Origin of the sequence: Pandoraea sp. ISTKB (assembly GCF_001721285.1) — a bacterium.
Lineage (GTDB): Bacteria > Pseudomonadota > Gammaproteobacteria > Burkholderiales > Burkholderiaceae > Pandoraea > Pandoraea capi.
Map to the genome: position 1 here is coordinate 255,495 of NZ_MAOS01000028.1, position 23,900 is coordinate 279,394.

The window sequence follows — 23,900 nt, forward strand, 5'->3', positions numbered from 1 at the left end:
ATTCGCCGGGGGACGCAGGCATGCGAACGCAAATCGCTCGGACGCACTGGCCTTATGCCCTACTGGAAAGCACTCCCGTAATCCCGATGCAACGTTTCCCAAAGACCAGCGGTGTTAGGATTCGCACGGCACGCCCCCCGAACTTTCTTAGAAACCTCCGGAATGATCGACCTTCACGTACTGCCGTTCTTTCTCGCCACCGTCGCGGTGCTCGTTGCGATTCCCGGCCCGACCACGATCTATATCTCGACGACCAGCGCAAGCCAGGGCTTCCGCTTCGGCCTCGCGTCGTGCTTCGGCGTGATGCTCGCCACGCTCGTCCATGTGAGCTTCGCCGCCGTCGGCCTCACCGCGCTGCTGCTCGCCTCACCGGTCCTGTTCAACGTCATCAAGCTGCTTGGCGCGGGGTATCTGGTCTATCTGGGCATCAAAGTCATTCGCAGCAGGCCCGCGACGCAGGAAGCCGCGCCGCAAGCCCCGGCACGCGCACTGAGCGCGACAGTGAGAAAGGGCTTTCTCGTCAATCTGCTCAATCCGAAGACGGGACTCTTCATCGCCGCCTTTCTGCCGCAGTTCGTCACGCCGTCGCTCGGCCATGTGCCGTTGCAGATCGTAACGCTGGGCCTGCTGCTGGTGCTCGTGGGGGGCGTGAGCGACACGACGTACGCCGCACTCGCGCGCACGATCGGCCGAGCGCTCGCACGGCGCAGCCAGAAGCCGGGCATCGGCAAGTACATCGCAGGCCTACTTTATATGGCCTTGGGCATCGCGGCCCTCGCAACGTCGAACGGCACGTCGAAATAGACGACGCTCCCCCCACTTTCGCGCCCTCTCAACCCGCTTCGGCGGGTTTTTTCTTATTTGTCACCTGCGGGCGGCCCCGTCCGTCCCGACGACACGGGGTACGACCGCTCTCAGGGTTTCCACGCATCAAAAAATAAACATATGTACTATACGCTTACAAAAATTAAACATTTGTTCAATTCGTACCCGCGCATACCGCCCCCTGTTCAAAATGAGTCAAGCCACTTCGAGCCGCGTTTTCCATCGACACCTCCGCCATCAGCCCCCGATCGCCGCCGGCGGTCAGGGCGTCTATCTGACGGACATTCAGGGCCGTCAGTACATCGACGCCTCCGGCGGTGCCGCCGTCTCCTGCCTGGGTCACGGGCATCCCGACGTGATTGCGGCCATGCACGCGCAGATCGACAAGCTGGCTTACGCCCACACGGGCTTCTTCAGTTCAGAGGTCGCAGAAGCGCTGGCGGATAACCTGATCCGCAATACGCCCGCCGACTCGGGCCTGAGCCACGTGTACTACGTGAGCGGCGGTTCCGAGGCGATCGAAGCCGCGCTCAAGATGGCGCGTCAGTACTTCGTGGAGATCGGTCAGCCGCAGCGTCGTCGCTTCATTGCACGCCGTCAGAGCTATCACGGCAACACGCTCGGCGCCCTGGCCATCGGCGGCAATCGCTGGCGTCGTGAACAGTTCGAGCCGCTGCTGATCGACGTCACGCACGTCTCGCCCTGCTATGCCTATCGCGACCAGCGTGCGCAGGAGACGGAACTCGAGTACGGCCAGCGTCTGGCCAGGGAACTCGAAGCGACGATTCTCGAACAGGGTGCCGACTCGATCATCGCCTTCGTGGCAGAGACGATCGGTGGCGCAACGGCCGGTGTCATCACACCGGTGACCGGCTATTTCAAGGCCGTGCGCGAAGTCTGCGACCGCTACGGCATTCTGCTGATTCTCGATGAGGTCATGTGCGGCATGGGCCGCAGCGGCACGTTGCACGCCTGGGAACAGGAAGGCGTGGCGCCGGACATTCAGACCATCGCCAAGGGGCTTGGCGGCGGCTATCAGCCGATCGGCGCCGTGCTGGCCAGCCAGCGTATCGTCGATACGATGAGCGCCGGCAGCGGCTTCTTCCATCACGGTCACACCTATCTCGCGCACCCGACGGCGTGCGCGGCTGCGCTGGCCGTGCAGCAGGTCATCGAACGCGACGGCCTGCTCGCACAGGTGCGCGATCGCGGGCAATACCTGATGCAGCAACTGAACGAGCGCTTCGCGCAGAACCCGTACATCGGCGATGTGCGCGGCCGCGGTCTGTTCGTGGGCATCGAACTCGTTGCCGACCGGGCGACGAAAGACCCGTTCGATCCGCGCTTTGCGGTCCATGCCGCCGTGAAGCGCGAAGCGATGGCGCGCGGTCTCGCCTGCTATCCGGCGATGGGCACCATCGACGGCAAGCATGGCGACCACATCATGCTGGCCCCGCCGTTCGTCATCAGCGAAGCCGAAATCGATCTCGTGGTCGAGCGACTCGACGGCGCCATTCAGGCCGCTATCGAACCCGCCATCCGCTGATCTCCCCCCGCGCGACGCGAGGCACCGGCCGAGACACCGGCGCCTCGCCAACGGCGCTGCACCACCCGCGCTGTCGCGCCACCGTCGTCCCCCAACACCTTACACAACAGGGAATCCGACCATGCAGCAGAACTCGCTGAGTCAAAGCCTCAAGCAGCGACACATCACCATGATTGCCCTTGGTGGTGTCATCGGCGCCGGCCTCTTTGTCGGCTCCGGCGCCATCATCGCCACCGCCGGCCCGGCCGCCATCCTCTCCTACCTCGTGGGCGGGCTGATCGTCACGTTCGTGATGTTCATGCTCGGCGAGATGGCCTCGCGCAACCCGGATGCGGGCTCGTTCTCCACTTACGCCAGCACCTACCTCGGCGAGTGGGCCGGCTTCGCCGTCGGCTGGCTGTACTGGTTCAAGTCGCTCATGACGATCACCATCGAGGCGATTCTGCTCGGCGCGATTCTCAACGAGTTTCTGCCGTGGCTGCCGGTCTGGGGCGGCGCGGTCGTCATGCTCATGACGCTGATCGTGAGCAACGCCTATTCGGTGCGCTCGTTCGGCGAAGCGGAGTACTGGTTGTCGTTCGCCAAGGTCGCCACCATCGTGATCTTCATGCTGTTCGGGCTGTCGATCCTGTTCGGTCTGCAAGCGAAGATTCCCGCCCCCGGCTTCGCTAACCTGACGGGCAACGGCGGCTTCATGCCCAACGGCCTCTCGCCGGTGATCGCGGGCATCATGGTCGTGATCTTCTCGCTGGGCGGCAGTGAAATCGCAGCGGTTGCGGCCGGAGAATCGGAAAACCCGCGCAAGAACGTGGTGCGGGCGATCCGCAGCGTGATCTTCCGCGTGCTGGTGTTCTATATCGGCTCGGTGTCGATCATCATTCTGTGCCTGCCCTGGACGGACAAGGCCAACCTCGCCTCGCCGTACGTCTCGCTGTTCAGCATGGCCGGATTCCCGAACGCCGCGCTGGCGATGAAAGCGGTGCTGTTCGTCTCGTTCATGTCGGTGATGAACTCGTTCCTGTTCTCGAACTCGCGCATGCTGTACTCGCTGAGCCAGCGCGGTTACGCGCCGCCGATGTTCGCCCGTACGAATGCGCGTGGTGTGCCGATCAACGCGCTGGCCTTCAGCTTCGCGATCTGTCTGGGCATTCTGGCGGTGCACTTCGTGAGCGGCGGCGATCTGTTCCTCATGCTGGCCAAGAGCAGCGGTGCGTTCGTCATGACCGTGTGGATCTTCATCATCGTGGCGCACTTCGTCATGCGTCGCAAAATGGCGCGTCTGCCGGCACAACAACGCGAGGAATCGACCTTCAAGGCTTGGTTCTATCCGTTCTCCAACATCATTGCGTTCCTCACACTAGTGGCCGTGCTGCTCTCGCAAGCCTTCAACCCTGATTCGCGCTTCCAGTTCTGGTTCATGGTCGCGACTGCCGTGATGATCGTCGGTCTGTATTTCGTGCTGCGTCGGCGCCCGAACTTCGGACTGGTCAAAGCGGAAATGAGCTGAGATGGGCTGAGTCCGCGCAAGGTGTCTGCATAGACGTTGCGACGGGACTCCCCCGTCGCTGCGCATCAAAAAAGCCCGTCGAGTGCCGTGAGGCCTCGACGGGCTTTTGCGTTGTGCGGGGAAAGTTGCGGCGTCGGTCATCGCGACGCGCCATGCAACGTCAGTCGCCGGACGTATAGATGTTGAATTCGTGAAGCTGTGCCGCGCTGTTCGCCACTTCGGCCAGCGTCTCCTCACCGCCGTGCGCGATGAGCAATTGCGCGAGCGTTTGTGCGACGGCCAGTGCGGGCAGGATCGACGGGAACAGAGACAAGCTCGTGTTCGGCGCGACGATGCACGTGTGCGCCTGCGCCGCCACGGGCGAGAGCGTGCTGTCGCTGACCGCGATGACCGTGGCGCCTCGCTCACGTGCGAAGCGGGTCGTCTCCACGCTGGCCACCGTGTACGGACGCGCCGTGAAGCACAGCAGCACGTCGGTCTTGCCGATGCGACGCATGTCGTCGATCAGCGCACCGCCCTCACCAGAGATGAGCGTGACGTTGTCCTGAAACGTCGAGAGCACGTAATGCAGATAGAACGCCGGCGGATAGAGGCTGCGCAGGCCCAGCACGTAGATGCGGCTCGCGCCTCGCAGGCGCTCCACGGCTTCGACGAAGCTTTTCCCATTGCGCGGGCTCAGCGTAGCTTCCAGATTGCCGTACTCGTTGGCAAGCGACTCAGCCAGCAGTTGCTCGTCGCCCGAAGCCCGCGAGTGCTCCCGGACCTGTTCGGCACGTTCGAGTAACCCCGACGGGCCCGACGGCCCCGCCGAGAGCCAGTCAATATAGACCGCGCGAAAGTCCTCGTAGCTCGCAAACCCCAACTCACGCGCCAGTCGCAGCATCGACGCCGGCTGCAATTGCGCCCGCGCGGCGACCGTGCGCATGGATTGCAGTGCGACTTCCTTGGGAGAGTCGAGCACATACCGGGCAGCCTGACGAAGCTTTGGCGGCATCTCCTGAAAACGCGTCGAGATTGCCTTTTCCAGTTCGTCTTTGGTCATCGTTATGACTCGGCGTGGGAATCGAAAAGTGGACGAGGTGAGTTCCGTGCGTCACCCCTGCGCGCTGCCTTCCGGCCAAAGCACAGAAGGAATTTCCGATTTTATCGCTATCTTCGGCATCGCTGCGTACTCTTTCCCTACCGCACCAGACGATCGACGAAATCGAGCAACGCGCGGGTTTTCGCCGGGACATGGTGACGCGTCGGATAGTAGACGTAGAGGGGAAAGCGATAATCGGACCAGTCGGGAAACAACGGCACCAGTTGCTTCGACGCGATGTATGGCGCCATGCCCAGCTCGAACATTTGTGCGATGCCCATCCCCGCGATGCATGTGCTCAGGACCACGCTCGGGTCGTTCACCATCAAGCTCCCACGCGGGTGCACCGTCAGTTTCTTGCGTCCCTGATGAAACTCCCACGAGAACGGTTTCCCCGACAGCGGCTCGCGGAACAGCAGGCAACGATGCCCGCCGGTCTCCAGCGCCTTCGGATCTTTGGGATGTCCGTGCCGTTTCAGATACGCGGGCGAGGCCATGGCCAACACGCGCGTATCGAACAGCTTTCGCGCGATCAGCGAGGACGCTGGCGGATGTCCAAAACGCAGCGCCAGGTCGTACCCCTCGCCGACCAGATCCCCCAGTTCGTCGCGGCAGCGCAATTCGATCTCGAGATCGGGATGGCGATCCATGAAGTCACCCAGTCGCGGCCCAAGGACGAGACTGGCGAAGAGCGGGTCGACGTTCACTCGCAGGCGTCCCTGCACTTTCGACGCGTTGCCGGCCGCGTTGTTGGTCACCTCGGCCAGCGCACCGACGAGCGGCATCACCTGCTCGTAGAAGTCACGCCCCGCCTCGGTCAGCCGGACGTTGCGAGTCGTGCGCTCGAACACGCGAATGCCCAGACGTGCCTCCAGCCGGGCAATCACACGACTCACCCCGGACTGCGACATGTCGAGCGCCTCGGCGGCACGACCGAAGCTCTTCGTATCGACGACCGCTGCGAGCACGTCGACGCCTTCGAGTAGTTGCGAGTTGAGTGTTTTCATTGATGACGTGGCTGCAAGAATCATATGCGTTCCATGCTATCGCATTCATGAACGCCCGGCGTCAGAATCCGATCCGTCTCCACTTGTTTCTTCTCGGATCGATCTATGGAACCTGCCATAACCTCTTCCGCCGGCACGCCGGACGCTGCCGCCCGCTGGCCCGGGGCATCCCGGGCGAAAAGCGCCGCCGCCGTGCTGGCGCTCAGCCTCGGCTGCTTCTCGTTCGTCAGCACCGAACTCATGCCGGTCGGCGTGCTGCCCGCCATGGCCGACGGCCTCCACGTCTCGTTAGGTGCCGCGGGCTATCTCGTCTCCAGCTTCGCATTCGTCGTCGCACTCACCGCCACACCGCTGACCGGCTGGCTCGGACGATGGAACCGCAAGCTGTTGATGGCGGCGTTGCTGGCCGTGTGCTGTCTCGGCAACGTCGTCACCTTCCTGGCGCCCAGCTACGGCGTGGTGCTGGCAGGCCGCCTTCTCGTCGCCGCCGCCATCGGCGTGTTCTGGTCGACGGCGGTGGTCACGGCGGTCCATCTGGTCTCGCCACGCAACGCGGTCAGGGCGACATCGATCGTGTTCGGTGGTGTGTCACTCGCGACGGTGCTCGGTGTGCCGGCCGGCACCCTGCTCGGCGAGCATGCCGGATGGCAGGCCGTCTTCGGGGCGTTGGCGATATTGAGCTTTGCGGTGTTCGCCGTCATCGCCTGGTCGGTACCGGCCGTCAGCATTGCCCGGACGGCAAAGCGCGGCACGACGTCCACCGTACTCAAGAGCCGCCCGCTGCTCGGCGTGCTGCTGACGACCGGACTGGTGGTCACCGGCAATTTCCTGGCCTACACGTACATCTCGCCGTATCTCTCGCAGGTCGGCGGCCAGTCTGCGGAGCACATCAGCGTGTTGCTCCTGACGTATGGCGCGGCGGGCGTTGTCGCCAACTTCGCGATCACACCGATTGCCGCAAAGTCGCTGCGTAGCGGTTTTATCGGGGTGACGGCCCTGCTCGCGCTCAGCCTCCTGGGTATGTATCTCGCAGGCTCGGGTTACGTCGCGACGTTACTGGCAATGGCCGTGTGGGGCGCCGCTTATGGCGCGCTTCCGGTGTTGTTGCAGACGTCGGTGTTCAACCTCACGTCGAAGATGGAGGACTGCGTGGACGCCGCAACATCGGTCAACGTTGCCGTCTTCAACGCGGCGGTGGGCATGGGGGCATGGGTCGGCGGGATGATCGTCAACCAGTCCGGTCCCGCCTCGATTCCGGCCGTAGCGGCAGGTTTCGTGATGCTGGGTCTGATCGTCGTCCTCCTGAACCGCAACGGCAGCCGCCAGGCGCAGTGAGCCGCGCCATGTTCGTGTGCCGCGACTCGATCTATCCGAATTTCAGTTTTCGTCAGAGAAAGACCATGACAACCATTGCATTTCTTGGCCTCGGCAACATGGGGCGACGCATGTGCGCACGACTGATCGGCGCGGGCTACCGCGTCACGGTCTGGAACCGTACGCGCCCCGCTCAGCCCGACGCAGCGCTCGATGGCGCCACATGGGCAGACACGCCCAAGATGGCCGCCCGAGGCGCCGACTTCGTGATCACCATGCTCACGGACGATCAGGCGTCGAAACATGTCTGGCTGGACGACGAGCATGGCGCGCTTTCCGGCATGTCGGCGAATGCCATCGCCATCGAAAGCTCGACCCTCTCCCCCGACTGGGTCTGCCAGCTAGGACGTATCGCAGCCGAGCGCGGCATCCGCTTCATCGAAGCGCCGGTGTCGGGCAGCTTGCCACAGGCCGACGCCGGTCAACTCGTCTACCTGATCGGCGGGGACGACGCGACACTGGACGCCGCCCGCCCGGTCCTCACGCCGATGGGCGCCATGATCCGGCACGTCGGCCCGATTGGCTGCGGCGCATTGGCCAAGCTTGCGACCAATACCCTGCTGGGCGTGCAAGTAACGGCGCTGGCAGAGGTGTTTGGGCTGTTCGCGAGGTACGGGGTCGACGCCGCGCCGATTGTCGAGGCGATGGCATCGACGACCGTCTGGAGTCCGGCTGCCACGTTAGTCGCCCGATCGATCGGCGCCAGAGATTTCGCACCGCGCTTTCCTGTCCGGCTGATTCACAAAGATTTCGGCTACATGGCATCGGCCTGCGGAGATCCGGCATCGGCACCGACGATTTCGGCGGCCTACGGCGTGTTCGATCGAGCCCTGCATGCTGGCATGGGCGAGCTTCATATGACCGGTGTCGCGCAATTGTTCACCGACGTCTGAAAGTCTGAGCCTGCGCGAACCCTGCATGCGGTCGGCGACGCATTATCGCCGCCGACCGTGTACCCCTCACGTCAGAACTGGAACGTCTTTCCGAAGACCGACACGGTGATCGGCTGAGTCAGATCGAAGTTGCCGGTGTGAAAGAGCGTGATCATCGCGTCAGCGCGGCCGACCGACTTTCGCCACTCTTCGGCGGAACTCGTATTGGCCGGCGCCAGCAGATCGTCACGGCGCATCTCGAGGAACGTGAGTAACCACGTCTTTTCGTCGGCCCCGGCCGCCGGCGTGCTGCCGACCTGCGCCGTCGCACGCGCGGCGATCTGTTTGACGGAGTCCGGATCGTCGCCATACCCGTGCTGAATGCCCGCTTCGTACAAGGCCGCACGCGACAGCGGCAGCACGAGGCCGAGCTTGTTCGCCAGCTTGCGCGACGGCACGCGGTACAACTGGTCGTTGACGGCGTCCTGCGCCGCGATCATCTGCGGGTCGGTGGCAGCGGCGCGCCACGCTTCCGGAAAGCCGCCAAGGCCCGCCGTCGAATCGGTGCCGTTCACGGCTCGCAAAGCCGGCAGGTATGACGCAAGCGCGTTGCCGGGCTTGCGCGCCGTGTACTCCTGCACCACTTGCAACAGGTCATCCGTTCCCGACGTGAAGCCCGCGCGGCCTGCCGTGAAGCCTCGCCCGTCGTTCAGGTTCTGAATGTACTCATAGCGAATCCTGAGCGTCAGATTCTCGAAGATGCTGACCAGCGAATCTTCGACCTGCGTCTGACGATCGACGGCGGCGTCTGCCGCCACACCTGCCCCCGCCTCAACCTCCCCCTGAGCGGCATCCACCACGCCACTTACCGCCGCGCCGGCCAACGCCATCGCGACGAGGCACATTACGGTCAACTTCTTCATCGTCTACCTTCCTTACCGACAGTTCGATTCGATTGAATTTCGATGCGCCCGCCATCACCCGAAATGATTTGTAAGCATTCCTTATCAAATGATCGATAAGGAGGCGGCGCAGAAAATTCTGATCGAACACGACGAATTCGCGCAATCGTGCGAATTGAGTAAGTTGAGGAAGTCGCGTGTGACTCGCCGGCGTTTCACACTGTCACAATCCGTGAACGCCGCGCGGGCGAAGGGTCAGCGCGATGTTAGGACAATGCCGTTTCGGCAAACGAAATCACCAGCCCGTTGAGGCAGGGAAAAACTTGCGTCGTGCAACCCGGTCGCCGCGCGCGGCGACGAAGACATCGCTCGCGCGCCAACACCGATGACTTGCCGATGACTTGCCGATGACTTGCCGATGATTTGCAGATTACTTGCCGGATGCCGCCGCGTCGGCCATGGCGTCGGCCTCCCGCCCCGTCAGATAAAGATCGCCAAAGCGGTCACCGACCTTCTCCCACATCAGACGTGAAAACGTGAGCGCTGCGCCCAGCGGACGATGATTGATCACGACCGAGTCCGCAAGGCCTTCGGCGTTGTAGTGCACGACCACCATGTTTTCGATCGGCTGCCCCGCGACCGTCGACCGATAGGACTCGAGAAACAGGTCGTCCATCTGCCGCAGATAACGAAAATCCATCCCCCCCTCATAGACGCCGATAGCGACCTTAATCAGCGCGATGATGTTTTCGCGTCCATGCACCGGGCGCTTGAGCACAGCCGCTTCGAGCGTGGCGTCGTCCGCCAGTTTTTCGAACCACGGCGGCGGGCCAGCCGGTTTGGGGAGCGTCGGTGCGGTGTCGTTGAAGAGCATCTCGATATCTCGCTTTCGTGAAGAAACGGGCGAATCGCCCACAAGTTTAAATTTGCAACTCATGGACAGCCTAAGCATTTAGGTTTATTTTTGCAACTGCTTTATTGGCAAGTCGGGGATAGGCAAAGCGATGAAAGGCAAGAAAACGGATCTGAGTCAGGTGGAGTGCGGGATTGCGCGGGCGCTGGGGGTGATCGGCGACTGGTGGTCGTTGCTGATCGTGCGAGACGCCATGCGTGGCATGACGCGCTTCGGCGAATTTCAGACGAATCTGGGCCTCGCGCGCAACATTCTGTCGACGCGTCTCAAGAAGCTTGTGGAGGATGGCATTCTCGACATCACGCCGGACCCGGAAGGCTCGGTCTACAAGATCTACGTCCTGACACCGCGCGGCAGAGCGCTCGGCACGGTACTGGTCGCGCTGTGGCAATGGGGGGAGACGTATTGTTTCGACGACGACGAACTGTCGCTGACGCTCGTCGACCGGGCATCCGGCACCCCGATCGCGCCCATCGCCCTGACAACGGTCGACGGTCAACCCGTCGCGCCGGACGGCTATATGAGCGCACCCCGGCCAAAACGTCGCGCCACGCGCAAGGCAACCCAGCGAGCGCCGGCCTAGGGCCGTCGCTATGGGCAAACCTCAGTCCTCGCGTGCCGCGACCGTTTCCTGGAGCAACATCTCGAGAAACGCCAGCGGCGCAGGGTCCAGTGGCGGCACTGCATCTTCCGACGCGGCAGGCAGATGCGTGACGACCAGTTCCCAGCAGAGCGTCTTGCCTTTGAGCGGCACCTGCACCAGCCGCTCGGCGCGCCGCGACACCAGATCGGCCGGCAGAAGCGCCACGCCGAGCCCCTGTTCCACCAGACTCATCAGCGTATCGAGATCGCCGATCTCGAACGCCACGCGGCGCCGTACGTCCGCCTCGGCGAACCCGCGATCCACCAGACGCCGCGTGCCATGTCCCGGGACGAAGTCCACGAATGACTCGTCCGCGAGCTGTGCGAGCTGGACATTTCGTCTGGCCGCCAGCGAATGGCGGTGCCCGCAGGCCAGCACCATGTCGTCGCACGCGACGATGTGCGACGTGAGTTTCTCGCTGCGCTCCTCGATCGGGAGAATTGCCAGATCGATTTCACGCGCCGCGATCTTGTCGTTCAGATCGTGAGCACCGCCCTGCACCAGACGAATTTCAATCTGCGGATAGCGCTCGTAAAAGCGCGACATCAGGTTCGACAGGTCGAGAAACGGCGGCAGGCTTTGCACCGTGCCGATGGACAGGCGGCCCTTGCGAATGGCGTGGATATCGGCGACGTCGCCCGAGGCCCGGTCCAGCACATCGAGTGCACGTCTGACCTGGTCGAGAAACGCCTGCCCGGCCGCCGACAGACTCACGTGGCGGGTCGTGCGCACAAACAGCTTCGCGCCGAGTTCGTCCTCCAGTGAACGAATGGACGTCGAGAGCGCCGACTGCACGATATGACACCGTTGCGCCGCGCGCGTGAAGTTGCCCTCCTCCGCCACGGCGATGAAATGGCGCAACTGTCTCAATTCCATTCGCGACTCCCGTGATCCATCGGTCCGATAGATAAATTCTGCCAATTAGCGAAACTTATCAGATCAAACGAATCGCCGCATCGACGGGGATTTCATCGGTGTCTTGTCACGCTTTCATGCCGGAAACCTCTCCCATGCGTGCCCGCCAGCCGTAGTCGGCTGACGGGCATGACAGCGGGTTCGGCATCCAGCGTCGGCGTCACTCGATCTGCGACGAGACCTTCCAGAGATCCACATCGCCGTCTTGCGCATATCGATCGATCTGCGCAAGTTCGTCGGCGGTGAAGTCCAGACGTTTCACGGCATCGAGCGAGTCGTCTAGCTGCGCCACGGTGCGTGCACCGATGAGCGCCGACGTGACGCGTTCGTCGCGAAGCGCCCACGCAATCGCCATCTGGGCCAGCGTCTGACCACGCCCCTGCGCGATGTCGTTGAGCGCGCGAATACGGGCCAGATTGTCTTCGCTGAGCATGCTCTGGCGGAACGAGGTGCCTCGTGTGACACGGCTGCCCTCAGCGCTGGAAGTCGACAGGTACTTGGACGTCAGCAGCCCCTGCGCCAACGGCGAGAACGCAATGCAGCCGGTGCCGAGATCGTCCAGCGTGCTCAGCAGCCCTTTCTCGATACGGCGATTGAGCATCGAGTAGTTCGGTTGATGGATGAACAGCGGCACGCGCTCGTCGGCCAGAATCTGCGCGGCTTTGCGCGTGAGTTCCGGCGAGTACGACGAAATGCCCACGTACAGCGCCTTGCCCTGACGATGCAGTTGCACGAGCGCGCCCATCGTCTCTTCCAGCGGCGTGTCCGGGTCCACCCGGTGCGAATAGAAGATGTCGACGTAATCCAGCCCCATGCGCTTGAGGCTCTGCTCGCAACTGGCGATCAGGTGCTTGCGCGAGCCGTTCGGGCCGCCGTAGGGCCCCGGCCACATCTGCCAGCCAGCCTTGGACGAGATGATCAGTTCGTCACGAAACGGCTTGAAGTCCTGCGCCATCCAGCGGCCGAAGTTCTCTTCTGCCGAGCCGGCGGGCGGGCCGTAGTTGTTGGCGAGATCGAAGTGCGTCACGCCACGGTCGAAGGCGCGACGCAGCATCGCACGCCCCGTTTCATACACGTCGACGCCACCGAAGTTTTGCCACAGGCCCAGCGAGATCGCCGGCAATTTGATGCCGCTGCGGCCGACGCGGCGATAAGGCATCTGGCCGTCGTAGCGCGTGCTTTCGGGTTGATACAGCATGGAATTCTCCTTGGAGGAAACGCTGAAGCGAGAATGCCTCGCGTGCTGCGCCTGACACGCCGCACGCGAGGCCAATGCGGGAAGCGCGGCTGCCGTCAGGCGCGCCTCCGGAGACGGGGAGCGGCCCGCCGGCCCCGGTTGAGTTGCCTCAACCGATCATGAGCCTAGTTTGACGATTGTCGATTGATTTTTTAAGTTCTAATTTTCGATGCCATCAATCTATCCGATAGATGAATCGGTGGAAGGACTCGCGGGACGTCCCCTCACGCGTCCTTCAGCAACCCCAGCCGGATCAGGCTTTCCGCCGTCGCGACAATAGCCTCCTCTCGCGGACGCGGTGTCCAGCCCAACAGTCGCCGCGCTTTCTCGCCCGTGGCGTTCATGTCCACGCCTAGCAATGGCACGACACCGCGCATGGTCGGGTCTTTCAGCGCACCAAGACGCACGACCCAGTTGGGCAGCACGCGCGTAGGTACCTTGCTCGCGGCGGCGCCCATCCGATCGCGCAGCACCTTGGCGACATCGGCGATCCACATGCTGTCCCCGGAAATCGCCAGGAAGCGTTCTCCCTTCGCCGCCGGGGACGTCATGGCCCGCACGTGCAAATCGGCGACATCGCGCACGTCGACGAAACCGCAATTCACTTTCGGGCTGCCGGGCTGTCCGTCCATCAGGTTCTTGATGAGGCGAATCGAGTGCGAGTAATCCTTGCCGAGCGCCGGGCCGACGACGGCGACCGGGTTGACGGCGGACAGCTCGAGATCACCGCCCTCGCGGGCAATGAAGTTCCACGCGGCGCGCTCCGAGAGCGTTTTCGACTTTTGGTAAAGCCACACGTCCCCCGACAGATCGGTCCAGTCCGTCTCATCGAACGGTCGATTTTTCGGCTTCTTGTGCCCGGCGCAGATGGCCCCGAAGGCCGAGGTCAGCACCACGCGTTTGACGCCTGCGGCACGCGCCGCACGCAGAACGCGCAGGTTACCGTCGACCGCCGGTTTGACCCAGTCGTCCTCGCCGGCCTTTTCGCCGGTCGGCGTGGGCGACGCGCCATGCAGCACATACGTGCACCCCGCCGCCGCCTCATGCCAGCCGTCGTCAGACGCCAGATCGGCAGCGACGAACGACAGACGGTCGCCCGCGTCGACACCGCCGGTCTTCAGTTGCTCGCGCACTTCGGCTTCGCGCGAGAGGGAGCGCACGGTGGTCCGCACGCGGTAGCCATCGCCCAGCAGCGCGATGATGCAGTGTTGGGCAATGAATCCCGTGCCGCCGGTGACCAAAACCAGTTCGTTTTTCATCATGAATCTCTGAAATTTCTGAATCGCCGGGGAATCACGGCGAGAGGAAAGGCTGTCTGCCGACACATCGCGGCGAGAAAGTGGGATGTCCCAATGTCTGAACATGCGAGAAGATTACGGCCCGGCACTCGGACTGTGAATGCTCTATAGTTCGACTTACTTGCGCAATCGTACGAACATGAGCTCAGACCCCTTCTCCGACATCCTGAAATTCACGAACGCGGAATCGATCGTGACCGGCGGTTTCAACGCAGGCGGACCGTGGGCGCTGCGCTTTCCCGCGCCCGACAAGATCAAGTTCTTTGCCGTGCTCAAAGGCGAGTGCTGGGTCGTGATCGACGGCGAGTCCGAGCCGACACACTTCCGAACCGGTGACGTGGGACTGCTGACGGCCAAGCGCTCGTTCGTGCTGGCGGGCGATCTGGAGACGGCGCCGGTCGATGCGATGAGCGTCTTTACCGGCGTGCGCAGTGGCATCACGACGCTTGGCGACGGCAAGGACTTCTCGCAGCTTGGTGGACACGTGCTATTGGATCCGACGAGTGGCCGCCTGTTGGCGGACGTCCTGCCGCCGTGGATTCACGTGCCCGCGGCGTCGCCTCAGGCGACGAGCTTCCGGTGGCTGCTCACGCAATTGGTCGAGGAGCGGGCGAACGATCTGCCCGGCGCCTCGCTCGTGGCGGGGCAACTGGCGCAAATGCTCTTCATCCAGATTCTGCGGGCGCATCTGGAGACGTCGAGCCCGATGCCCGCGGGGTGGCTCCGCGCACTGGCAAATCCCCGCCTCGCACCCGCGTTGCGGCTCATGCACGACGATCCGGCGCGTGACTGGCATCTCGAAGATCTGGCGCAAGCCTGCGCAATGTCGCGCACGACCTTCGCGTTCCACTTCAAGAAGATTGCGGGCGTCGCGCCCCTCACCTATCTCACCGAATGGCGCATGCGGCTTGCGGAGAAGACGTTGCGCGAAGGCAAGACACCGGTGGCAACGCTCGCCCAATCGCTGGGGTACGCCTCGGAAAGCGCCTTCAGCAATGCGTTCAAGCGGGTCACCGGGAGCTCACCGAAAGCGTTCAGAAATGCGGGGGCATGAAGCCCGCATGCAAGGCCGAATGCAGGCCGTATGAAGCCTCCCTCATGTGCCCCGGTAGTCGATGACCGGCGCCTGCGCACTTGCGTCGCGACGCACGCCCGCCAGCACACGGCCGATCGCGATGGCGATCGCGCCAACCACGAGCCCCATGATGACGTCCCAGACGTAATGTCCGCCGTGCGTCGGCGTGGACACGATCATGAGGGCGTTCCACCCGAAAACGAAAGGGAACAGGCGCTCGACCTTACGCGTTGCGTAGGTGAACAGCACGCCCAGCACTGCGTGAAACGACGGAAAGGAGATCAGTCCCTGCGCGGTCCAGATCGAGAGTTCCCGCATCTTGCCGGTTCGAAAGTCCATGAAATCCGATACCGTCGAAACCGTATTCGGATCCTGAATGTGGAAATGAACGAAGGCGCTCTCCGCCGGAAACAGCGTCGCAATCAACATCACCACGGCGCTGGCCACCATGAATTGCACGACGAACTCGGCATAACTGGCGATGTTTCGGGTGTAAATCAATACCAACGGCAATAACGCCAATTGCGGAAACACCGATTGGTAGGCAAGGGAAAGCGTGACATCCAGCCATGGCCGCGCGCGCATCGCGTGATAAAGCGATGGCCAGTCGATGCCAAGACGCGCGTCGGCGGACACCAGCCAGTTGGCGATATCGGGGGCGGAAACGGAGACCGACAGGTATTGGAAAAACATGGCCGCGCCGCTAAAGCACGCCAGCGTCGTCACCCACAACACGCCAACCCCGGCTTCCCCATAAGCATCGCCGCGCGTCGTCGCCAGCAACCGACGGGAAACCGCTGCACGCATTAGCACCGACGCCAGCAATACGCCCAGACCGCAGCGCACGATCATCCATTCGATATCACTTCGTAGAACGGACAGTCCCGCACGTCCGCCCCACGTAACATCCACAACAATCAACGAAATATTGGCGAGCCACGTGGCCCAATAGAGACGCCAGAGATTGGGGGACATGCATTTCGCTCACTCTTGTTATATTAATTAAACGAAACATGACACGCAAACGACGTCTCTAAATATATCTAAGTTTTCGAGATTTTTGTGAATGACCCGATAATTTAGTAGTTAACTTTTAATCACCGTTTAAAAGCGACGCGCACCAACGCATCGAAGACATCGCGTCCGGCGCCGAATGCCGGATCGAATTGCAGCGCATCGCGCGCGCATTTCTCCGTAATTTCCGGCGCAATAGCCAACGACGGCCCCATCATGCTCGTGGCAAGCTGAATTTCACAGGCGCGATTTAACGTCCAGAGATAGGTGAAGGCTTCGGGAATGCTGCCGCCCCAGGAAAGCAGACCGTGGTTTCTCAGAATGACGGCCTTTTTTCCGTCGATGCTGCGAATCAGCCGTGGCCCCTCCTCCGGGTTGACCGTCACCCCTTCGAAATCGTGATACGCGACACGTGTCTGCAATTGCGCGCTGTAGAAATTGTCGCTGCGCAACCCGGCAGCGGAACAGGCCACCGCCACGCCCGCTGTCGTATGCGTGTGCATCACGCAGTGCGCCCCGGGCAACCCATGATGCAACGCGGCATGCACCGTAAAACCGGCCGGATTGATCGGATAGTCGCGATTGCCGAGGATATTGCCGTCGCCATCCACCTTGACGAGATTGAGGGGCGTGACCTCGGAATAATGCAGACCGAACGGATTGATGAGAAAGGCAGGCGGGGTGGCGTCGACCAAGCGAAGCGTGATGTGGTTGTAAATCAGCTCCGTCCAGCCGAGATCGTCGAAAACACGATAACAGGCGGCGAGTTCGCATCGCGCCGCCCATTCGCTATCACTCATCCCCTCGGGCTGGGTGAAGTCATCAAATACGTGGCATCCGGAAATTGTTGTCATGTTGCGTGTCTCCTCATTACCCGAAAGAGTCTACGCGGCCCGGCGTGTCACATCGCGACTTCTGCTAATCGATTCCTAAAGAACGCTTACGAATACCGTCGCCACCTCATGCCCCCAACGTCCGATACCAATCGCCGACCCATTGCTCCAGAAAGGCATGAAACCCTGCGGCCGCCGGCGACAATGCTCGCTCTCTGGCGTGATAAAGGCAAATCTGGCGAATCGTCTCCGGCTTTCCGGTGCGGCGCATCACGAGCCCCTGACTGCGCGCGAAGCCCTGCACATAGTCGGGCGCCAGCGTCACGGCAAGCCCGGCGCGGGCGAGACCGAACGCCGTGGTGACGTTCTCGACAATTTCGACGGGCAGCACGCGGTGCCCTTCCGGCTGGTCGCTGAGCATGCGCGTGACGCTGTATTCGTGATCGCGCCCGGTGGCGACGATGGACGCCTCACGCAACGCTTCCCACGGCACGACGTCATATCGCGCGAGCGCGTGCTGCGGCGAACACCAGACGACCCACGGACTATCGAACAGGGGCGTCGCGCCCACTCGCTCACCCAGCGGCTGGTCCGGCCCGAGCGCGATGTCGATCTGCCCGTCCGCGACCGACGCCACGAGCTTTTCGACTTCGACGTCCGACGGGCGGATCGTCACGTTCGGATGGTGCTGACGGTAAGCGGCAATGGCGTCGGGCAACACGGCGGCGCAGAGCACGAGCGGTGCGCCCACGCGGATCACCCCCGAGGCCCGCTCGCGAATGTGCCTGGCCGACCGTTCGGCGGCATGGAGTTGCGTCATCGCAGCAGTCGCCGCCGGCAGGAAATCCGCTCCGGCCACGGTGAGCGCAACGCGACGCGTGGTCCGGTCGAAGAGACGGAATCCCACTTCCCGCTCCAGCTCGCTGAGCAACTGGCTCACGGCAGACGGCGTGAGACACACCCGGTCAGCTGCGCGCGCAATGCTCCCGCAGTCCGCAATCGCGAGAAACGTCTCCAGTTGTCGGGCATTCAATCGGCTCAGTGCCATAGCGGTTTGCGGTTCGCGGTTCGATAGTTAAGCCCGCAGCTCGCTCAGGATCTGCTCGGCCAGAAAGTCGCAGGGCGGACGATTGGACGTGGCGCTGCGTGCCAGCACGACTTCCAGGTCATCGAGCGGGGGCAGGCCGTCGCTCTGAGAGAGCTGCAAAAGATGTGACGGTACGCTGCATCGCGCCAGTGGCGCAACCGCCAATCCTGCCTCCACCATGCTGATGAGCCCCAGCAGGCTCGGGCTCTCGTAAGACATGCGATACGGGATGTTCTCACGCTGGAGCGCGCTGATCGCCCGCGCTCGCGCGTTGCTCCCCGGCGCGAACAGCGCCACCGGCAACGGACGCTCCTTCCACACGGGGCGCGTCGACGTGCCGACCCACACCATCGGCTCCACGCGAATGAACGTCCCCGTCACGCCTTTCGACTTCGTGAGGCAGGCGAGATCAAGCGTGTTGTCCTTGAGCAGTGGCGCGAGTGCGCTGCTGGGCAGTCCCAACACACGGATCTCGACACGCGGATGCGCCACCGCGAACTTGCGCAGCACCTGCGGCAGCAGCGTCGAGGCGTAGTCGTCAGGGATGCCGATCGTTACGCGCCCGGTCATCTCCGGGCGCACGATCGACGCCCACGCTTCGGCCCGCATCTCCAGCATCCGCCGCCCGTAATCGAGCAGCGTCTGCCCCTCCGGCGTGATGACCAAGTGGCGCGTGCTGCGCACGAACAGCGGCTTGCCGAGATCGTCCTCCAGCGCCTTGATCTGCATGCTCAGCGCGGAAGGAGAGCGATGCACGACTTCCGCCCCGCGCGCAAACGAGCCGGTCTCGGCGACCGCCACGACCATCTCGAGCACATCGAAATCGAGTCTTTTCATTTACTCAGAAATTCTGATGAATTGACTCAGATTATATTGCTTTACCGACGACAGGTGCCGCCGGATACTGGTGCAAACCTCCGCCACATCGAGCACCAACATGCCTGACCCCGCCCTGACTTCCGCCGCCAGCGCCTCCTCGTTTTATGCCTTCCTCGCGGTGTGCAGCCTGCTCGCCATCACCCCGGGGCCGAACATGGTCTACATCATGTCGCGCTCGATTGCGCAGGGCCGCACGGCGGGTCTCACGTCGCTCGCGGGCGTCATGGTCGGCTATCTGTTCTACATGTTTGCCGCAGCGTTCGGGATCACGGCACTCTTTGTCAAAATGCCTTTCGCGATGCTTGGACTGAGCATCGCGGGAGCGGCCTATATCGCGTATCTCGCCTGGCAGGCGCTGAAGCCGGGCGGGCGGTCACCGTTCGAAGTGAGGGCGCTCACATACGAACCGCCCCGGCGATTGTTCATGATGGGGGCGACGACAAGCCTGCTGAACCCCAAGCTCGCCATGATCTTCCTGACCCTCGTGCCGCAGTTTGCGCGCGATCAGGGCGGCAGCATTCTGGAAACGTCGATGCGACTCGGGTCGATCATGATTCTGGCGTTCGCGCTGGTGAACGGAACCGTCGCCATCGGTGCGGGCAGCACCGCGAAATTCCTCGCCACCCGCCCTCACCTCATGACGTTGCAACGATGGTTCATGGGATCGGTATTGCTGGCGCTTGCGGCGCGCATGGTGGTGGAGGCGTTCGCCTGAACGCGGAAAACGACGGTAGCGGGCGCTTGCCGACGTTCAGACCGGCAGGGCCTGCCACGCCAGACAGGCCTGACACCCCGGCACGTCGTCGATCCACAGGAAGTTCAACTGCCCGGCGGCCTGAAAGCGCAGGGCATCAGCGACATCAGCGACGACCGGGCGTTGCACGGCAAGATGGCCGACATCGACTCGCAGGCACAACAGCCCCTCGGTAATCCCCAGGCCAATCGTCTTCAGAATAGCTTCCTTGGCGGTCCAGCACCGAAGGAAGGCGTCGCACCGGGCCGATGAAGGCAGCGCGTCGATGGCAGCACGTTCCTGCGCCGTGCACACCAGCGGCGCAAGCTCCTGCCAATCGAGCGCACGCAGCTTCACCTCTAGGTCGATACCGACGCTGCGCGTTCGGGAAATGGCGATCAGCGCATCGTCTCCCGTATGGGAAACGTTGAAAGACAGGCTGGCACCGGGTTCCGCACCCACCGGCGCCAGTTCCGGGCGGCCAAATTCGCCCTGCGTGAAGCCAATCGACTCGGGTGGCATTCCGGTGTACCCGCTCAACAGCACCCGCAACGCCGAGCGGGTTTTCGCGAAGCGCTCCCGGTCGATGTCGTAGCGAAACCGTCGCGCGCGCGCCAGTTCATCGGCATCGAGATAACGGTAGATGTCCTGCGTCGCGTCAGCCGCTCCCGCTTCCCCTGTCTGCGCTGCATGAGCCGCCTGCGCGTCGGCCAGCGGCACGTGCCAGACGTCGATGTCCGCAGGCCACCTGCCAGCACCTTGCAGTTGTCGTGCAGGCGCCGTCATGCGGCGACCTCAGCCCCACTGCCTGCTGTGCCGACACTATCGCGAGGCGTCATGTAAATGAGAATCATTTTGATTTTTGAGAAAAAATCGCCGATCATTGGGATTCAGAAAACTGGAGGAATTCCCGATGGGTTCGAACACTGATTTTGTCGCTCCTGCCAACGCTACGCGCCAGCTCGCGCTGGACGCTCTGCTCAGTCGCCAGTCGCACTGGCCGCTCGTCGAGCCCGCGCCGGGCGACGCAGAACTCAATCTTGCCTTCGACGCCGCCTTGCGTGCACCGGATCATGGTCGTCTGCGCCCGTGGCGCTTCGTGGTGATCCGCGACGAGGCGCGCGACGAACTGGGTCAGGTGCTCGTGGAGATCGCCGCCAAACGTGCCCCCGATCAGCCGGCCGAGACGCACGAACAACGGCGCCAGAAGGCATTCGCAGCGCCGGTGATCGTGGTCATCGCGGCGTCGGTCTCGACCCAAACCAGCGTGCCGGAAGGCGAGCAACTGCTGTCCGTGGGCGCTGCCACCATGAACGTGCTCAATGCGCTGCACATTCTCGGCTACGGCGGCTTCTGGGCCACCGGGCCCGATGCCTACGACCGCGATCTGCACGAGGCACTGGATTTCGAACCGCATGAGCGCATTCTCGGCTTCCTGTTCGTCGGCACGCCTCCGGAAAATACCGAAGTGTCGCCTCGCGCCGAACGCGGCGACCACGTGCGTGAATGGCTCGGCCGTTCCAGCATCTGACATCACGGCGGACTCTCGCGCCGCCGCCCTCACCCACAGGTTCGACCTGACCGGGGCCGCCGTTTCGGCGGCCCCTTTTTCATGCCATCGCCGCAGCGCGGTTCACTCCACCGGCGCACTCACCGGCGCATCCACATTCGGCTCGTAGGCGAACGTACTGCCGTCGGCTTCCTCGACGATGCGCCCCTGATGCAGACGCACCACGCGATCGGCCAAGCCGAAATACCGATCGTCGTGCGAGATGACGATCAGCGTTTTGCCCTGACGCTTGAAGTCCGGCAGCATCTCCTGATAGAAGTAGCGGCGGAACGTCGGGTCCTGGTCTGCCGCCCATTCGTCGAGCACCATCCACGGACGGTTCTCCAGGTACGCATGCACCAGCGCCAGACGCTTGCGCTGACCGGCCGACAAATCGATGGTGGAGAACGCCCGGTCGACGATGCTCACCTTGTGCGCCAACCCGAGTTGCTCCAGATAGGCCTGCGCGTGCGCCAGCGTTTGCGGATCGCTCGCCACGAGATCGTCGAACAGATGATAGTCGGAGAACACCGCCGAGAACTGCTGACGAAAATCGTCGAGCCGCTCGGCCGGCACCGGCTTGCCGTCGACGAGCAATTCGCCGTCTCCCGGGTTATAGAGCGAGAGCAGTGTCTTGATCAGCGTGGTCTTGCCGCAACCGTTCTCGCCCACGATAAACAGCGTTTCGCCGCGACGGATCTCGAGATCGACGGGGCCAAGCTGGAACTGCGTGCTGTCGCCCACGGCAGGAAACACGTGCGTCGCCTTTTTCAGCGCGAGCGTCTGCATCGAGGGAAAGGCCGGTTCGCCGGGCGCCGGGCCGTCGATCAGACGCGGTTCCTGGTTACGGAACTGACTCGTGAGTTCGGCAATGCGCTGGAACGAGACACGCGCCTGAATCAAGGTCGGCAGGCCGCCGGCAATCATTTCGATGGGTCCGCGAATATAGAGCAGCACGATCACGAAGCCGCTGACCGCGCGCGAATCCACGCCAAGACTCGACTGCAACAGAAGAATCAACCCGATCACGACGAAGAACAGCATGCTGCCCATCGCGTTGGCCGCGTAGTAAAGACGCATGGCGCGGCTCTTTAGCTCGCTGATCAGATCGGCGGCGCCCGAGAGTTGCTCGCCGTACACGCGTTGACGGCGGGCGCGGTTCAGGCGCAATTCTTTGGCGCCTTCGGTAATCGCGCGGTACTGCTTCTGAAGGTCGTCCTGTGCGCCGCGCACTCCCTGATAGTGGAAGTCCCAGCGCAGCGACGCGTAATGATTGATCCCCAGACCAATCAGGATGGCGGCCAGCGCGAAGAGGAACAACAGCGGCGAGAGCACCAGCATATAGACCACGCATCCGAGCGCGATCGCCACGGCCACCATGAAGCCGGGGAAATTGAAGGTCACGGCGCTGACGGTGTCGACGTCGCTGTTGAGCGTGGCGAGCAACCGGTGCACGCGATAGCGCTCGACTTCGGCGATAGGCGCGCAGACGATACGGGCCGAGATGTCCTTGCGCAGCGCTGCAATGATCTTCTGGCCGATCACGCTGTTGCCCACGCCGGAAATCGCATTGCCGGCGAGCGTGACGGCGCAAAGCACGACGAACGTCACGACTGTCTTGCCGGTGATGCCGTCGGGCGCATGCAGGCCGTCGTTAATCGTCGCGAGCAGCCACGCCGTGGTGAGACCTGCGACCACGCCCATGACCGTAGAGAACAGGCTCATCGGGAGGAAGGGCCGGAACAGCCGGAACAACTCGTGCCCGATGCGCGTCTTGTCAGGCGATTGACCAGTGGAACGGTCGGTCATGGCAATTTTCCCCAATCGTGAAACTTAACGGACGACGCAAACCGGCTCACCGGTTTGCGGATGCGACATCACCACCATGGCGATGTCGTAGATCTCTTCCAGACGCTCACTCGTCATCAGCTCGGCCGGCGTGCCCCGGGCACACAGACGCCCGCCGCGCAACGCCACGATCTCGTCGCAAAACCGTGCGGCCATGTTGATGTCGTGAAGCACCACCACGACACCCAGCCCGCGCGTGCGTGAGAGCGACTGCACGAGCGAGAGCACTTCCACCTGATGCGCGACGTCCAGCGCGGCAATGGGTTCGTCGAGCAGAAGGCAGTCGGCATCCTGCGCGACGAGCATGGCCAGCCAAACGCGCTGACGCTCGCCGCCTGAGAGCGTATCGACCAGCCGGTCGGCGAATCGCGCGACGCCGGTCAGTTCCATTGCCTCATCGACTCGCGCCAGATCCTGCGCGGAAAAACGACCCAGCGGCCCATGCCACGGATACCGGCCGAAGCGCACCAGTTCCCGCACCCGCAGACCTGCCGCAGGCGGCGTGTGCTGCGGCAGATAGGCAATCTTGCGTGCCAGCGCCCGGCCCTGCCAGTCGTCCAGCCGCTTGTTTTCGAAGCGAATCTCTCCCCCGGCGGGCGCCTGCTGACGAGCGAGCAGCTTGATCAGCGTCGATTTGCCCGAACCGTTGTGCCCGATCAGCCCGATCACGCGGCGTGGCGCGAGCGTGAGCGTAAGCGGCTGCAACAAGGTGCGATCCCCCACCTTGAACGACACGTCGCGCAGGTCGTACATCGGCGAGGG

Annotated in this window: 23 protein-coding genes; 9 read left to right on the forward strand and 14 right to left on the reverse strand. The window is 63.0% G+C overall.

What is annotated here, in order from left to right; genetic code table 11:
- Positions 1 to 162 precede the first annotated feature (162 nt).
- From A9762_RS09865 to A9762_RS09875, 3 genes are all read left to right on the forward strand, one after another.
- Positions 163 to 804, forward strand: a complete 642-nt coding sequence (locus A9762_RS09865) for a LysE family translocator (RefSeq protein ID WP_069341844.1) — start codon at positions 163 to 165, stop codon at positions 802 to 804.
- A 211-nt stretch (positions 805 to 1,015) separates the two neighbouring features.
- Positions 1,016 to 2,371: an aspartate aminotransferase family protein gene (locus A9762_RS09870; protein WP_069341845.1), complete on the forward strand. Its 1,356-nt coding sequence runs from the start codon at positions 1,016 to 1,018 to the stop codon at positions 2,369 to 2,371.
- A 121-nt stretch (positions 2,372 to 2,492) separates the two neighbouring features.
- Complete coding sequence (locus tag A9762_RS09875; protein ID WP_069341846.1) at positions 2,493 to 3,878, forward strand: amino acid permease; 1,386 nt, start codon at positions 2,493 to 2,495, stop codon at positions 3,876 to 3,878.
- 160 nt (positions 3,879 to 4,038) lie between these two features.
- Here the strand turns inward: A9762_RS09875 and A9762_RS09880 are convergent, their stop codons facing one another.
- Both A9762_RS09880 and A9762_RS09885 read right to left on the reverse strand, forming a co-directional pair.
- Positions 4,039 to 4,920 carry a MurR/RpiR family transcriptional regulator gene (locus A9762_RS09880; RefSeq protein WP_069341847.1) on the reverse strand — a complete coding sequence of 294 codons (882 nt, stop codon included), beginning with the start codon at positions 4,918 to 4,920 and terminating at the stop codon, positions 4,039 to 4,041.
- Positions 4,921 to 5,057: 137 nt separating this feature from the next.
- Positions 5,058 to 5,966: a LysR family transcriptional regulator gene (locus A9762_RS09885; protein ID WP_069341848.1), complete on the reverse strand. Its 909-nt coding sequence runs from the start codon at positions 5,964 to 5,966 to the stop codon at positions 5,058 to 5,060.
- A 105-nt stretch (positions 5,967 to 6,071) separates the two neighbouring features.
- On the opposite strand from A9762_RS09885, the gene A9762_RS09890 reads away from it, so the two are divergent.
- Together A9762_RS09890 and A9762_RS09895 are read left to right on the forward strand one after the other, a co-directional pair.
- Positions 6,072 to 7,301 (forward strand): MFS transporter, encoded by a 1,230-nt coding sequence (locus A9762_RS09890; protein WP_139133150.1) that lies wholly within the window; start codon positions 6,072 to 6,074, stop codon positions 7,299 to 7,301.
- 65 nt (positions 7,302 to 7,366) lie between these two features.
- Positions 7,367 to 8,233, forward strand: coding sequence for an NAD(P)-dependent oxidoreductase (locus tag A9762_RS09895; RefSeq protein WP_069341912.1), 867 nt, complete (start codon positions 7,367 to 7,369; stop codon positions 8,231 to 8,233).
- Between the two features lie 71 nt (positions 8,234 to 8,304).
- On the opposite strand, the gene A9762_RS09900 is transcribed toward A9762_RS09895, so the two are convergent.
- Positions 8,305 to 9,135, reverse strand: coding sequence for a chitosanase (locus tag A9762_RS09900; RefSeq protein ID WP_069341849.1), 831 nt, complete (start codon positions 9,133 to 9,135; stop codon positions 8,305 to 8,307).
- Between the two features lie 409 nt (positions 9,136 to 9,544).
- Positions 9,545 to 9,988, reverse strand: coding sequence for a hypothetical protein (locus A9762_RS09905; RefSeq protein WP_069341850.1), 444 nt, complete (start codon positions 9,986 to 9,988; stop codon positions 9,545 to 9,547).
- Between the two features lie 130 nt (positions 9,989 to 10,118).
- On the opposite strand from A9762_RS09905, the gene A9762_RS09910 reads away from it, so the two are divergent.
- Positions 10,119 to 10,610 carry a helix-turn-helix domain-containing protein gene (locus A9762_RS09910; protein ID WP_069341851.1) on the forward strand — a complete coding sequence of 164 codons (492 nt, stop codon included), beginning with the start codon at positions 10,119 to 10,121 and terminating at the stop codon, positions 10,608 to 10,610.
- 21 nt (positions 10,611 to 10,631) lie between these two features.
- Here A9762_RS09910 and A9762_RS09915 read toward each other — a convergent pair whose 3' ends face one another.
- From A9762_RS09915 to A9762_RS09925, 3 genes are all read right to left on the reverse strand, one after another.
- Complete coding sequence (locus tag A9762_RS09915; protein ID WP_069341852.1) at positions 10,632 to 11,546, reverse strand: LysR family transcriptional regulator; 915 nt, start codon at positions 11,544 to 11,546, stop codon at positions 10,632 to 10,634.
- Between the two features lie 199 nt (positions 11,547 to 11,745).
- Positions 11,746 to 12,783, reverse strand: a complete 1,038-nt coding sequence (gene mgrA, locus A9762_RS09920) for an L-glyceraldehyde 3-phosphate reductase (RefSeq protein WP_069341853.1) — start codon at positions 12,781 to 12,783, stop codon at positions 11,746 to 11,748.
- A 263-nt stretch (positions 12,784 to 13,046) separates the two neighbouring features.
- Positions 13,047 to 14,081, reverse strand: a complete 1,035-nt coding sequence (locus A9762_RS09925; protein WP_069341913.1) for an aldehyde reductase — start codon at positions 14,079 to 14,081, stop codon at positions 13,047 to 13,049.
- Positions 14,082 to 14,220: 139 nt separating this feature from the next.
- Here A9762_RS09925 and A9762_RS09930 point away from each other — a divergent pair, with 139 nt between their 5' ends.
- Complete coding sequence (locus A9762_RS09930) at positions 14,221 to 15,174, forward strand: AraC family transcriptional regulator (protein ID WP_069341854.1); 954 nt, start codon at positions 14,221 to 14,223, stop codon at positions 15,172 to 15,174.
- Between the two features lie 42 nt (positions 15,175 to 15,216).
- On the opposite strand, the gene A9762_RS09935 is transcribed toward A9762_RS09930, so the two are convergent.
- The 4 genes from A9762_RS09935 to A9762_RS09950 all read right to left on the reverse strand — a co-directional run bounded on the left by A9762_RS09935 (position 15,217) and on the right by A9762_RS09950 (position 18,966).
- Positions 15,217 to 16,170, reverse strand: coding sequence for a phosphatase PAP2 family protein (locus A9762_RS09935; RefSeq protein WP_069341855.1), 954 nt, complete (start codon positions 16,168 to 16,170; stop codon positions 15,217 to 15,219).
- Between the two features lie 122 nt (positions 16,171 to 16,292).
- Positions 16,293 to 17,063 (reverse strand): class II aldolase/adducin family protein, encoded by a 771-nt coding sequence (locus A9762_RS09940; protein WP_083253797.1) that lies wholly within the window; start codon positions 17,061 to 17,063, stop codon positions 16,293 to 16,295.
- 106 nt (positions 17,064 to 17,169) lie between these two features.
- Complete coding sequence (locus A9762_RS09945; protein ID WP_069341857.1) at positions 17,170 to 18,090, reverse strand: LysR family transcriptional regulator; 921 nt, start codon at positions 18,088 to 18,090, stop codon at positions 17,170 to 17,172.
- A 27-nt stretch (positions 18,091 to 18,117) separates the two neighbouring features.
- On the reverse strand, positions 18,118 to 18,966 hold the full coding sequence (locus A9762_RS09950; protein ID WP_069341858.1) for a LysR substrate-binding domain-containing protein: 849 nt from the start codon (positions 18,964 to 18,966) through the stop codon (positions 18,118 to 18,120).
- Between the two features lie 100 nt (positions 18,967 to 19,066).
- Here A9762_RS09950 and A9762_RS09955 point away from each other — a divergent pair, with 100 nt between their 5' ends.
- Positions 19,067 to 19,723 (forward strand): LysE family translocator, encoded by a 657-nt coding sequence (locus A9762_RS09955; RefSeq protein WP_069341859.1) that lies wholly within the window; start codon positions 19,067 to 19,069, stop codon positions 19,721 to 19,723.
- A 36-nt stretch (positions 19,724 to 19,759) separates the two neighbouring features.
- Here A9762_RS09955 and A9762_RS09960 read toward each other — a convergent pair whose 3' ends face one another.
- The gene (locus tag A9762_RS09960) at positions 19,760 to 20,527 is read right to left on the reverse strand and encodes a 4'-phosphopantetheinyl transferase superfamily protein (RefSeq protein ID WP_069341860.1); all 768 of its coding nucleotides are present in this window, start codon (positions 20,525 to 20,527) and stop codon (positions 19,760 to 19,762) included.
- A gap of 127 nt (positions 20,528 to 20,654) precedes the next feature.
- Between A9762_RS09960 and A9762_RS09965 the strand changes: the two genes are divergently transcribed.
- On the forward strand, positions 20,655 to 21,272 hold the full coding sequence (locus A9762_RS09965; protein ID WP_069341861.1) for a nitroreductase: 618 nt from the start codon (positions 20,655 to 20,657) through the stop codon (positions 21,270 to 21,272).
- Positions 21,273 to 21,374: 102 nt separating this feature from the next.
- Here the strand turns inward: A9762_RS09965 and A9762_RS09970 are convergent, their stop codons facing one another.
- The gene (locus A9762_RS09970) at positions 21,375 to 23,099 is read right to left on the reverse strand and encodes a cyclic peptide export ABC transporter (protein ID WP_069341862.1); all 1,725 of its coding nucleotides are present in this window, start codon (positions 23,097 to 23,099) and stop codon (positions 21,375 to 21,377) included.
- 24 nt (positions 23,100 to 23,123) lie between these two features.
- Positions 23,124 to 23,891, reverse strand: coding sequence for an ATP-binding cassette domain-containing protein (locus tag A9762_RS09975; protein ID WP_069341914.1), 768 nt, complete (start codon positions 23,889 to 23,891; stop codon positions 23,124 to 23,126).
- Between the last annotated feature and the right edge of the window lie 9 nt (positions 23,892 to 23,900).

Coding starts and splice junctions, on each gene's coding strand:
- A9762_RS09865 (WP_069341844.1), top strand. CDS start 163: ATGATCGACCTTCACGTACTGCCGTTCTTTCTCGCCACCGTCGCGGTG.
- A9762_RS09870 (WP_069341845.1), top strand. CDS start 1,016: ATGAGTCAAGCCACTTCGAGCCGCGTTTTCCATCGACACCTCCGCCAT.
- A9762_RS09875 (WP_069341846.1), top strand. CDS start 2,493: ATGCAGCAGAACTCGCTGAGTCAAAGCCTCAAGCAGCGACACATCACC.
- A9762_RS09880 (WP_069341847.1), bottom strand. CDS start 4,920: ATGACCAAAGACGAACTGGAAAAGGCAATCTCGACGCGTTTTCAGGAG.
- A9762_RS09885 (WP_069341848.1), bottom strand. CDS start 5,966: ATGAAAACACTCAACTCGCAACTACTCGAAGGCGTCGACGTGCTCGCA.
- A9762_RS09890 (WP_139133150.1), top strand. CDS start 6,072: ATGGAACCTGCCATAACCTCTTCCGCCGGCACGCCGGACGCTGCCGCC.
- A9762_RS09895 (WP_069341912.1), top strand. CDS start 7,367: ATGACAACCATTGCATTTCTTGGCCTCGGCAACATGGGGCGACGCATG.
- A9762_RS09900 (WP_069341849.1), bottom strand. CDS start 9,135: ATGAAGAAGTTGACCGTAATGTGCCTCGTCGCGATGGCGTTGGCCGGC.
- A9762_RS09905 (WP_069341850.1), bottom strand. CDS start 9,988: ATGCTCTTCAACGACACCGCACCGACGCTCCCCAAACCGGCTGGCCCG.
- A9762_RS09910 (WP_069341851.1), top strand. CDS start 10,119: ATGAAAGGCAAGAAAACGGATCTGAGTCAGGTGGAGTGCGGGATTGCG.
- A9762_RS09915 (WP_069341852.1), bottom strand. CDS start 11,546: ATGGAATTGAGACAGTTGCGCCATTTCATCGCCGTGGCGGAGGAGGGC.
- mgrA (WP_069341853.1), bottom strand. CDS start 12,783: ATGCTGTATCAACCCGAAAGCACGCGCTACGACGGCCAGATGCCTTAT.
- A9762_RS09925 (WP_069341913.1), bottom strand. CDS start 14,081: ATGAAAAACGAACTGGTTTTGGTCACCGGCGGCACGGGATTCATTGCC.
- A9762_RS09930 (WP_069341854.1), top strand. CDS start 14,221: ATGCTCTATAGTTCGACTTACTTGCGCAATCGTACGAACATGAGCTCA.
- A9762_RS09935 (WP_069341855.1), bottom strand. CDS start 16,170: ATGTCCCCCAATCTCTGGCGTCTCTATTGGGCCACGTGGCTCGCCAAT.
- A9762_RS09940 (WP_083253797.1), bottom strand. CDS start 17,063: ATGACAACAATTTCCGGATGCCACGTATTTGATGACTTCACCCAGCCC.
- A9762_RS09945 (WP_069341857.1), bottom strand. CDS start 18,090: ATGGCACTGAGCCGATTGAATGCCCGACAACTGGAGACGTTTCTCGCG.
- A9762_RS09950 (WP_069341858.1), bottom strand. CDS start 18,966: ATGAAAAGACTCGATTTCGATGTGCTCGAGATGGTCGTGGCGGTCGCC.
- A9762_RS09955 (WP_069341859.1), top strand. CDS start 19,067: ATGCCTGACCCCGCCCTGACTTCCGCCGCCAGCGCCTCCTCGTTTTAT.
- A9762_RS09960 (WP_069341860.1), bottom strand. CDS start 20,527: ATGACGGCGCCTGCACGACAACTGCAAGGTGCTGGCAGGTGGCCTGCG.
- A9762_RS09965 (WP_069341861.1), top strand. CDS start 20,655: ATGGGTTCGAACACTGATTTTGTCGCTCCTGCCAACGCTACGCGCCAG.
- A9762_RS09970 (WP_069341862.1), bottom strand. CDS start 23,099: ATGACCGACCGTTCCACTGGTCAATCGCCTGACAAGACGCGCATCGGG.
- A9762_RS09975 (WP_069341914.1), bottom strand. CDS start 23,891: ATGTACGACCTGCGCGACGTGTCGTTCAAGGTGGGGGATCGCACCTTG.